Raw genomic sequence first — 9,726 nt, forward strand, 5'->3', positions numbered from 1 at the left:
ATGTCATCTAATATTGTATTAAAAAAAATACTACATCAATCTCAACTCTCCCCTGATGCTGTAGCGATTAAACAAGGTAGTAAAAGCATACGTTACGTTGATTTAATATGCCATGCTCAGGAATTGTCAAGTGAGTTACTAGAAGCTGGTCTTTCCCCAAGAACTATTGTGCCTATTATTTCACAAGGGGGAATTGACTATGTTATTTCATTGTTGGCGGTTTGGATGACCGGTGGTGCTTTTGTTCCCTTAGATGTAGATACCCCGAAGGCCAGAATGGCCAAAATGTTAAAGACTATTGATTCCGAGATAGTTATAGCTACTACCAAGCAATATGCCTGTCAGACGAGTATATATTACGACCATACTGTAAATTTGCCAACCCAGAATATTACGTTTGAATTACCTGAACCTGGAGCTATCTCGTATGGTTTTTTTACATCAGGAACCACTGGCGAGCCAAAGTGCTGCCTAAATCAGCATGCAGGGTTAGCCAACCGGTTTGACGTCATGTCCAAAGCTTTTCAACTTGAGCTGGGTGATGCAGTTTTACAAAATAGCAAACATACTTTTGATTCATCACTTTGGCAATTGTTGTGGCCGTTAACGACTGGTGGCAAAGTAGTTATTCCAATGCGAGAAGGGATTCTTGATATACAAGCAACATTGGATACTATCAGGGAAGAGCAGATTGTAATGGCAGACTTTGTCCCTTCTGTTTTAGGGGTTTATCTACAGTATATGGCTTCTAGGGCCAGAGGGAGTGACTACTTTAAGTCTTTTAGGAATATTCTTGTTGGGGGAGAAGAGGTATCTCTCAAGTTGATAAAAACTATTAGGTTATTGTGTCCATGGATCCAAGTCACTAATACATATGGACCAACAGAAGCTTCCATTGGCTTCGTGTTTCATCACTTTAACGGGAACGAGGAGAATAGTGTTCCACTGGGTCTTCCTATAGCCAACACTAGTTATGTAGTGCTGGACGACCAACTCAACGAAATAAATAAACCAGGTGTCTTGGGACAAATTGCTGTGTTAGGTGTTGGTTTAGGGCTCGGTTATCTTGGTCTTCCAGAATTAACAACTCTCAAGTTTAGAAGTATTAGGCGTAGTTCAGGCGATTATGAACCCTGTTATCTAACGGGTGATATAGGAAGCCTTGAGAATGGGGTCTTATTTTTCCATGGGAGAGAAGATAGCCAGGTCCAATTGAATGGAGTTCGTCTTGAGTTGACAGAAATTGAAATGGCGCTCGAGGCTATTCCAAGCATTTCATGCGCTAAAGTCGCCGTAGATGAAAATGCTAACTCTAAACAAATTTTGGCGGTGGTAACTGGGAGTTCGGCCGTAGATGAAAAAGATGTACGCCAAACGTTGTCTGAAAGTTTACCTTCGGAGTTCATACCCCAAAGAATAGTAAAAGTAGATGATTTTCCAAGAAACAACAACGGAAAGATCGAGAGAGCCAGTCTTCTGAAGCTTTTCAAGGACACTGAAGCAGAGTGCAGCCTTATCCCCGAACTTGTTAATATTCTGTCCAACTATTGTGTCTCTTCTGACATCGCGCCAGAAAAGAGTTTTGAGGAACTAGGGATTGATTCAATCAATCTGCTCTGCATAGCCATAGATATTGAAAAACAGCTAGGGAAAAGGATCTCATCTAAAGACATAGCCAGTATATTAACGATTAGTGAATTGGAATCTTCGGTTACCAGTAGCTCGACTAAAGAATTCAGGACCAATATTGAAATGTATTCAGGACCAGTTAGTCACCTATCATTTACTGAATCCGTTTTTATTTCTGGAGCAAGTGGTTATTTCGGGGTTCATTTATTATGTGAATTGCTCGTAGAGAGTAGTCATAAAGCAACTTGTTTGGTGAGAGCAAGTTCTGACGAAAACGCAAAGTTAAGGTTAATTGATTGTGCAAAACAGTACAAAATTGAGAATCAAATTGATTGGAAGCGTGTAACAGTCGTAGCTGGTGATATCACGCAAGATAAGATGGGATTATCTTCGGAAAGGTATGATCAGTTGGCTCTTCATACTTCTCATATTCTTCATACGGCGGCAGTCGTTAACTTAAACAAGAGCTCAGAAGCATTACGTTTAACTAACGCAGAAGGTGTAACAGAAGTATGCAAATTTGCTCTTCGTGCAAACGCACGTAAATTTCACTACGTGTCGAGTCTGGCTGTTGAAAAATTGATAAACAATAATTCGAGCGCTGAAGTGAGTGGGTACGCCCAGACTAAGTTTGAAGGAGAAAAGCGAGTCACAGAACTCACTAAGTTTAATATAGAAGTATCGATTTCGAGAGTAGGGGAATTGATGCCATCAGACAAATATAAAGTGCCGAATAGCAATTCTTTATTAGTTTCCTCTTTACGTGTCTTTAAGTCGCTAAACCAACTTGTTATCAACCATGGTAATGTATCTTATACGCCAATCGATGTAGCTTGCTCGGCGATAGTCTCAATCTTTAATTCTAAATTAGAGATTTCTTATCCCCCCCAAATATTGGCTCTTTATCCTAGTAAAAAAGTCGATTTTAGGTATCTGCTTGAGAGCCTTCTTCCAAGTCAGGTTTCTATACAATACAAAGAACCCCAAAATATTATTGATCAGATAATCACAAAATCATCGGTTTCAACCTTGGAGAAACACGATATTTTGATTCTTGATGCGTTGATGAGTGCCAACGAAAACGAACAGTGGCACCTGTTCGATAAATCTAGTGAGCACTTAGAACCGAGAAAATCAGCGCATTATTGGCCACTTATTGATAATGATTATTTACATCGAAACTTAAAGGAAATCTGATAATGATAATTGAATACACCTGTAATACTCTTCCTGAACGTCAGGATGTCTTTGAACTTTATCAATCTGTAGGTTGGAGTTCGGCACATAAACTTGATGAACTTATGCTCGCCCTTAATGGGGCTCACACACTGTACTGCGCCTACTCAGAAGGACGCTTGGTCGGTCTAGTAAAAACTATTTCCGATGGCTATTTAGTTGTGTACGTGAGCCATTTGTTAGTACTTCCAGAGTATCAATCGAAAGGTATTGCCAGTGAATTGATGAGCAAGACCATGAAAAAATACCAACACTTCCATCAAAAAGTTTTACTTGGTGATAATCAAGCATTTAGATTCTACGAGAAGTTTGGCTTTCATGTTGCAGATATTAAACCTATGTGGGTTTACGTAGGCACAGACCATTAAAAGGCAATGGCATGGACATTACCACAATCTTATTATTTACAGCTTCAATTACGCTACTATCAATAGTACCTGGTCCAAGTGTGTTGCTAGTGATGATTCAAAGTATGGGGGTCGGGCTTAAGTCGGGTTTAATAACGACCTTAGGAATTGTCATAGGTGCTATGTTATTTTTTAGCATTGCATATTTTAGCATCAATACGGCACTTGCTCAGAACGGCGTCCAAGGAATCTATCACTTCGTACAATTTGTTAGTGCCATATACTTAGGGTGGATAGGCTATAGTCTAATTATTGCGGCTTCTCCTCATTTAAGTGAAACCGATATCTCAACGTCTGATTTCTCAACAAAGGAATTTTTTGCCGGGCTATCTATAGCTATGGGGAACCCAAAAACTATCCTTTTTTATGCTTCTATCTTACCTAGTTTTGTTGACCTTACGAATAGTAATATCAGTGATTATATGATCTGTTTGGGGATTGTCGGTATTTCGACGGCACTAGTGCTTTCGATGTATGCTGTCATTGGTTACTGGATGCGGGCACATATAGTGTCAAGATACATTGAACAGTGGGGCAATAAAATTGCAGGATTTTTCTTTGTTTTAATGAGCCTTTACCTTATCTATCTTTTTTCGACGAGTCTATAAATTGGGGAAGCGTAACTGTTTGTAGAGTCTTTTCTTTCACAAAAATTTGGTGAGGGAAAAGTTGTCTTACCTTCATATGAATAAGTGTTTTCCTATTTGATAAGGGTGCTCTACACTTGTCAGACTGACTGGTTTGCTAAGTGACAAGAAATTACTGGACTTAGATATTCAAGTGCACTGTGCCTTCTTGTTCGGTAATAATTAACCTCGATGTATTCGAAGAGTGCTTGGCGCAGATCTTCTCTCGTCATTATCGGCTCGTATTGGACGTTCTATTTTCATTAAGTGGAAAAACTGGCGTTGACGCCCCTATATCAACACTTACGTCATAACTGAAAGGTCTTTGAATGTAATTGGGTAAAGTTAACGAACTATATAATGTTTCAAACACCTTTGTATTTCCTTTATTGAAAGCCCTTTCCGCTTTACTACATATAATCTTGTTTTTGACTAATATTGTTCTAGCTGCATTTTCAACCGCAAGCTCTTTCTCACTTAACTCAGAGTCAAAAACTCTTGGTGTGGCTCATGCTTTTTCCTTGAATTAGTAAAGATGATAATTTTTCAATATAAATAAAACATAAATTATTTAAATGTTCTTATTGATTGATTGAAATAGTCTATTGTCAGTTTTACCAATTTTTTAATTCCATCAAAATTTTCAAAAAATCATATTTTAGGCGGGGGAATGGACAATGAAGTTTAAAATAAGCACTATTGGACTATCAATCGGAGCGGTATTATTTGCCAATAGTGCTAACTCTTTCTATTTTATTTTGGATGAGGGGGAAGCATGTAAAACTACAACTCTTGAAAAAGAGGTTGATGATTTTCAAGAGGACATCTCACCGATATCAGAAAAAGAAACTCCCATTGGCCAAAAGATTACTAATGAAGAAATTGGTGAGGTTATACCAGAATTTGAAACCGGAGCAATGGAGTTGGCAGAGAAAATTGGTGGAGCTATTGGCGTTGTAAGTGGTGGATTAGAATTGCTTGACGGCATAGAAAATAAAAATGCTGATGAAATCACTGGTGGTGCCGTTCTTTTGGGCTCCTACATAGCCCCGGAAATTGCAGGGGAAGTTATCGGCTCAATTTTCTCCGAGTCAATTGCGGAAGCTATAAACCCAGTTATAGGTGTTCTCATCGCTGAAGGGATTGCAATTTATGGTGATATAAAAATGGCTGGGGTCATCAACAAGATGGAAGAGTCCGATCGCACTTTGATGGGTGTCTACTCAAAAGCAATTGATAAAACAGACGCATCACTACTAAAGCTTAAAAAAATAATCCGAGGTGATAATGATGAGATTTATAATTATGAATATAAACATTTTGGAGAATTAACAGTTGAATTATATAAAAACAGTTTCCACAAATTAGCATATAGATTGATTAATGATAATTACTCTAATAGAGTAGATAAATATTTCAAAGATAACACAGTATCCACCCCAATAACCACGCAATTCGTTTCAAGTGAATTACCAGTAACTATTAGCCACCTAATCGGATTAAAGGAAAATTTAAAATACTGGTATTCAACCTCATTGACAGGGAAGAAATACATAAGCAGTTTCGGACATGTCCCATTAAATAATGCAAATTTCCATCCATCATATGAAGGCACAAACAGCATCCGATTTTCAAAATCGATAAAAAATGTTGCAATACCAAATATGCGTTGGTTGAATGATGTATTTTTCCCAGTTTTAGAGAGGACAGTAGATGTAATATATGACAATAGCGATCATCTTGTTGTTGAATTCAAAGATATGCTTACAGATACAAAATTTATCCATAGTCTTCAGGAATCAATGATAGCCCCATATAATGATGTTCTAAAAAAATACTATTCTTGGTTATATTTTGGGCATCATATTTTGAAAAACCTTGATTATTCAGAGGTAAAGATTGAAGAAGGTTTTCTTATTTTTATATCGATATTTATGCCAATTGAAAGCTCAATAATTCAAGGCTCTGTCATGAATGATATTAAATCCAAAATTGATGTTGCTCCATTTATTTTTGCCATAACAAAGTCACTAATTAGCCAAGGCGTCGATGTGACTGATGAGACCAAGTTTACAAAATTAATTAATGATGCATATTCGAAAATTGGAGAGGAACATTCCACCCTTAAAAACAAAATTATGAGTTCTTATCATGCAGCTAAAGACCTGGTTAATACTAAATTAGTAGATAAATCAGAAATTTCATTAAAGCCAATCAGTCAAGAAAAATTAAATTCGCTTATTGAGAAAATCGATAAACATGTGGCTGATGGAAGCCTAAAGAAAAAGGTAGATGTTGCATTAAATGATGCTGTTTCATTAATGAGTCTACAAGGTGGTGATAACTATGAGACATCATTACGATTCATTGATTATGCTCAAATGACTAGCTCTATTCAAAATAGTTACTTTAACGTTGTGGGCGCATTAATCGATAATTACGTGAAGAAGCTACAAAAGTTAAGTGATTGGGAAAATGAAGCCGCTGCTGTAATCTTGAGCGATTTACGTGACGACCTGGTTGCGCTAAATAAAAACAGTAAACTCGTAAATTACTCTTCTCAAGAAGTACATAAATATTCAAGCGGAAACTTTGATTGGCTAGCGTTTAACTCAACTCCTTTTTTAGATGAAGATAATAATAAAATAATTAGGTACCTTGATGACACTATCAATTTATGGGTTCCTGTTTCTCAAACAGGACCACCCATGCGCCTGCATCACGCCAATTAGGTCGAATATTGTGATGGGAGCAGGGAAAAAGTATCTTAGATAAAGTTTTAAAAATGATTTTTTTGAGTTGATTAACTAAAAATCAAGACTATAGGAAGAGGCACTAGTTTAATTAAATCAAAGGATAATCCATTTTGATGTCTAACGTTCGAGCGACCTAAGGTTAAGAGCAAGCGTATTTCTCTTGCGTCATGTTATCCAGACAACATTGTAAATACTAATGTGGTTCTTAAAGGTGCAGTGCTAAACAGATAGAAGTGTGGTGAGAGATTTTAAGTCAAATAATCCGAACGTTAGGTGAATATCCGCTTTTGTAGTTTCTGATGTTATTGAGGGGAATTACAATGGGTTGGCTTCTCCTTTCCCCGGATTACCATAGACCAATTACTCCTTGAAGAGGTGAATCATGATGGGAAGAAAATATAAAATTAAATATCTTATAAATACATTTTTGATATTGCTACTCTCTGCAATTTCATTTAGCTCGATGTCTGGGAGTCTTGAAATTGATGTAACTAAAATAAATCCAAGTGAATTAGACTCGATCAGGCCGAAAATAATAATTCAAAATGGGGAGGCAAGGCTTTCAAAAGTCGGTTTCTCTACTGAAAAGTTAGTTTTAGATAAACCCTTGGAACATTCAGAAGCTAGGAAAAAGCTATATGAGAATGTAAAAAGTATGCTTGAAAAGAACAAAAATATTTTGGCTGATATTGAGGAAGGTAAAATACCATTTCCAAATGAAAGTACTAAAAGTAGCGTAACAGAGGCTTTGCAGTTCAATGACGATTTTTTAGAAAGTGCCTCTGATACCTTGGGCTCAGATGTAATAGATTCTAATAAATTATACTTTTCAACTTCATATAAAGGTGAAAATGTAGTGATTAGTGAGGTTAAGGATTGGACTGCATTAGAAAAAAGAAGCATATCTCAAGTGATGTCAGACCCCGATAACATTGTTAACACTAGGCTTAATAGACCGGGAGCGGTTAAAAGAGCGAGTGTTGAAAATGGTAGGGAGATAATTCGAGATTTAAAGAAAGGCGGAGGTGAAATAAAGAAGGTTACTGCTTTTATGATCTCGGATGTTCTTGAGACTAATTATCGAAGGATGGGTTTTTCAACACCTAACTGCTTTTAGTTAGGCATTACATGGCGCAAGAGGTCGCTAAAGCCAAACTGAAAGAGATAATTATGATGTCAAAGCAAGCAGCAGAAATATATAGATAACTCGCATTAAAATTGGATTTTTATGACAGAATAAAGCCCACCCATAGCACATATATATTGAATCAACTTGAAGGTGCAGGTTTGAGTACCTAAAAATTATCATTAATCTGAGATGCCAAAGAGCCTGCGATCTCTGGAAGAGTCACAGAAAAAATTGGTCTATCGCCGCCTTGAAGTCTCGTTTAGTTTTGAAGTAAACGTTGTTTCTCGACTTCTCGTGGCTTTGTTGCAGTACTCAACCCACTTTGTCTTTTGACATCATTAAGCGACTCGGTAGCTGTCGGGCATACCAAGCTGTGTAAATCATGCCGCTAGCATCATTTCCTGTTGTTGTTTTCAAAGTCTCTACTGTGTAATTGGGGACCTAATGCAGATACGCCACTAAATTTCTCATCCTTTTAGGATTGCGAGCGTCGACAGCAAGCAGATTATCTTTGGGAGGAATGATTATATCGGCTTCAGGAAATTTGCTCGATAATGCGTCCTAGACGTCATCGGTATCGTCCATTTTATCCGCTGAAACATGGTCTGCATCTATATCAATTTTTTCACACAGTGCCCCTACGGCCCCTCATTCGGTTTATATGTGGATTTGAATGCGGGCTTCTTAAGACCTAGTTGAGATAAGCGCTTAGAAGGAGAGGTATAGTCTGGACAGGCTAGATCTGCGTCCCCCATTCTTTTTAATAGATTATCGATGAGACCTTGAAGTTGGCGTAGGGGCTGTTTGAAGACCAGTCTCAAATAATGTCACGCTCTTATTGTGCTATCAGGGTATTGGGGATGAGCCTGTTCCATCATAAGTGCGTTGCTCACTCTGCCAATTATCCATAATGTCGCCTGATAATCAGATATCAATCCGCCCTCGGTCACGCAATATAATTGGTTTGTCGGTAGGTGTGTTTTTTTGAAGTGTTGACGCCTGGATTGATTGTGTTTGTAAGGTATGATTATGAGAGTGAATACATCAAGGTATGATAAGAATATAGGAAAAGGCTCTCAACTCAAAAATTGGCGATTAAATGAGCGCTTCAACAAAGCCGCTCAAGAGCGACAAGAAAACTTTGGCACATTGAGAGCCAGAGTCCTGGGCGTTAGACGTTATTTTCAAAGAAGATTAGCAACGTTGTATTTATGCAGTAGGCTCGGTGCTGAAATTAGAATTCAAGGTTATTCTTTTTTTAATATAATTTACATTAACTTATTAACTTATTAACTTATTAATTAATTTTTTAAATGTAATCATAATTTAAAATTAATTTCTTTTGTTTAATTTTAAGATTATTAGTAATAAAATTAGGGGTTTAATAATGAAACGAGTTATATTTGACAATCATCCTTTATTATCGCAAGAAGAATTAGAAATGTTAGCTATGGTTGTAGGTGGTCGAGGAGAGGAGGGAGGGGCAAGTCGCCTAGGTCGGATTAAAAATGATCGTGATTTAGATCGAGCTGGAAGCAGGTGGAATTTGCGGCTTCGTTAGGAATAAATTTTATAGGATAATTTTGAGGTTCTCAATTTCCAGTTAGCAATTTCTCCGTAAATCCTCGCCCGCTTTTAGGGCGAGGATAGGCTTTGTTGCGTAATTAAATTTAGAGATAGAGCTACTTCGTTTCGTGTGTTTCTTAGTTAATACGACAAGCTTTAGGCATACCTAACCCAGTAAGCTTGTTCAACGCTTTTATCATCGCGTAAGTCTCACCCACCTGCGCATTGTAATTTCTTAAGCTCAATCGTCCTCCTAGTAACTGTTTAACTCGATACATCGCTGTTTCTGAGAGTGAACGTCTGTGGTATCCATACCGCTCTTTCCAATACTTATTTGAGCCGTATAACTTCTGGCAACCCACGGCGAGATTTCGAGG

Annotated in this window: 7 protein-coding genes and 3 pseudogenes; 6 read left to right on the plus strand and 4 right to left on the minus strand. The window is 37.5% G+C overall.

All coding sequences use genetic code 11. From position 1 onward, the window contains the following. The 3 genes from AB4503_RS00320 to AB4503_RS00330 are packed head-to-tail and all read left to right on the plus strand — an operon-like array spanning position 1 to position 3,880. On the plus strand, positions 1–2,826 hold the full coding sequence (locus AB4503_RS00320; protein ID WP_229648113.1) for an AMP-binding protein: 2,826 nt from the start codon (positions 1–3) through the stop codon (positions 2,824–2,826). Between the two features lie 2 nt (positions 2,827–2,828). Next, positions 2,829–3,233 (plus strand): GNAT family N-acetyltransferase, encoded by a 405-nt coding sequence (locus AB4503_RS00325; RefSeq protein ID WP_229648112.1) that lies wholly within the window; start codon positions 2,829–2,831, stop codon positions 3,231–3,233. An 11-nt stretch (positions 3,234–3,244) separates the two neighbouring features. Next, the gene (locus AB4503_RS00330) at positions 3,245–3,880 is read left to right on the plus strand and encodes a LysE family translocator (protein WP_229648111.1); all 636 of its coding nucleotides are present in this window, start codon (positions 3,245–3,247) and stop codon (positions 3,878–3,880) included. 119 nt (positions 3,881–3,999) lie between these two features. Here the strand turns inward: AB4503_RS00330 and AB4503_RS00335 are convergent. Next, positions 4,000–4,174: pseudogene (locus AB4503_RS00335) on the minus strand (IS3 family transposase); the annotation flags it as partial. Between the two features lie 401 nt (positions 4,175–4,575). Between AB4503_RS00335 and AB4503_RS00340 the strand changes: the two are divergent. Then, the gene (locus AB4503_RS00340; protein ID WP_371729309.1) at positions 4,576–6,630 is read left to right on the plus strand and encodes a hypothetical protein; all 2,055 of its coding nucleotides are present in this window, start codon (positions 4,576–4,578) and stop codon (positions 6,628–6,630) included. 406 nt (positions 6,631–7,036) lie between these two features. Continuing rightward, positions 7,037–7,771 (plus strand): hypothetical protein, encoded by a 735-nt coding sequence (locus AB4503_RS00345; RefSeq protein WP_132968965.1) that lies wholly within the window; start codon positions 7,037–7,039, stop codon positions 7,769–7,771. 178 nt (positions 7,772–7,949) lie between these two features. On the opposite strand, the pseudogene AB4503_RS00350 reads toward AB4503_RS00345, so the two are convergent. Next, positions 7,950–8,080 (minus strand): annotated as a pseudogene (locus tag AB4503_RS00350) (IS630 family transposase); the annotation flags it as partial. Between the two features lie 341 nt (positions 8,081–8,421). Further along, a complete protein-coding gene (locus AB4503_RS00355; RefSeq protein ID WP_229648109.1) occupies positions 8,422–8,604 on the minus strand; it encodes a transposase in 183 nt (60 codons plus the stop codon). Between the two features lie 208 nt (positions 8,605–8,812). Here AB4503_RS00355 and AB4503_RS00360 point away from each other — a divergent pair, with 208 nt between their 5' ends. Further along, complete coding sequence (locus tag AB4503_RS00360) at positions 8,813–9,076, plus strand: hypothetical protein (protein ID WP_229648108.1); 264 nt, start codon at positions 8,813–8,815, stop codon at positions 9,074–9,076. 410 nt (positions 9,077–9,486) lie between these two features. Here AB4503_RS00360 and AB4503_RS00365 read toward each other — a convergent pair. After that, positions 9,487–9,726, minus strand: a pseudogene (locus AB4503_RS00365) (IS5/IS1182 family transposase); the annotation flags it as partial.

This window comes from Vibrio sp. 10N.222.55.B11, assembly GCF_041473705.1.
In the GTDB taxonomy this organism is placed as follows: Bacteria; Pseudomonadota; Gammaproteobacteria; order Enterobacterales; family Vibrionaceae; genus Vibrio; species Vibrio crassostreae_C.

Bases quoted from the DNA above. Each gene is read 5' to 3' on its own strand.
- AB4503_RS00320 (WP_229648113.1), top strand. From the start codon at position 1: ATGTCATCTAATATTGTATTAAAAAAAATACTACATCAATCTCAACTC.
- AB4503_RS00325 (WP_229648112.1), top strand. From the start codon at position 2,829: ATGATAATTGAATACACCTGTAATACTCTTCCTGAACGTCAGGATGTC.
- AB4503_RS00330 (WP_229648111.1), top strand. From the start codon at position 3,245: ATGGACATTACCACAATCTTATTATTTACAGCTTCAATTACGCTACTA.
- AB4503_RS00340 (WP_371729309.1), top strand. From the start codon at position 4,576: ATGAAGTTTAAAATAAGCACTATTGGACTATCAATCGGAGCGGTATTA.
- AB4503_RS00345 (WP_132968965.1), top strand. From the start codon at position 7,037: ATGATGGGAAGAAAATATAAAATTAAATATCTTATAAATACATTTTTG.
- AB4503_RS00360 (WP_229648108.1), top strand. From the start codon at position 8,813: ATGAGAGTGAATACATCAAGGTATGATAAGAATATAGGAAAAGGCTCT.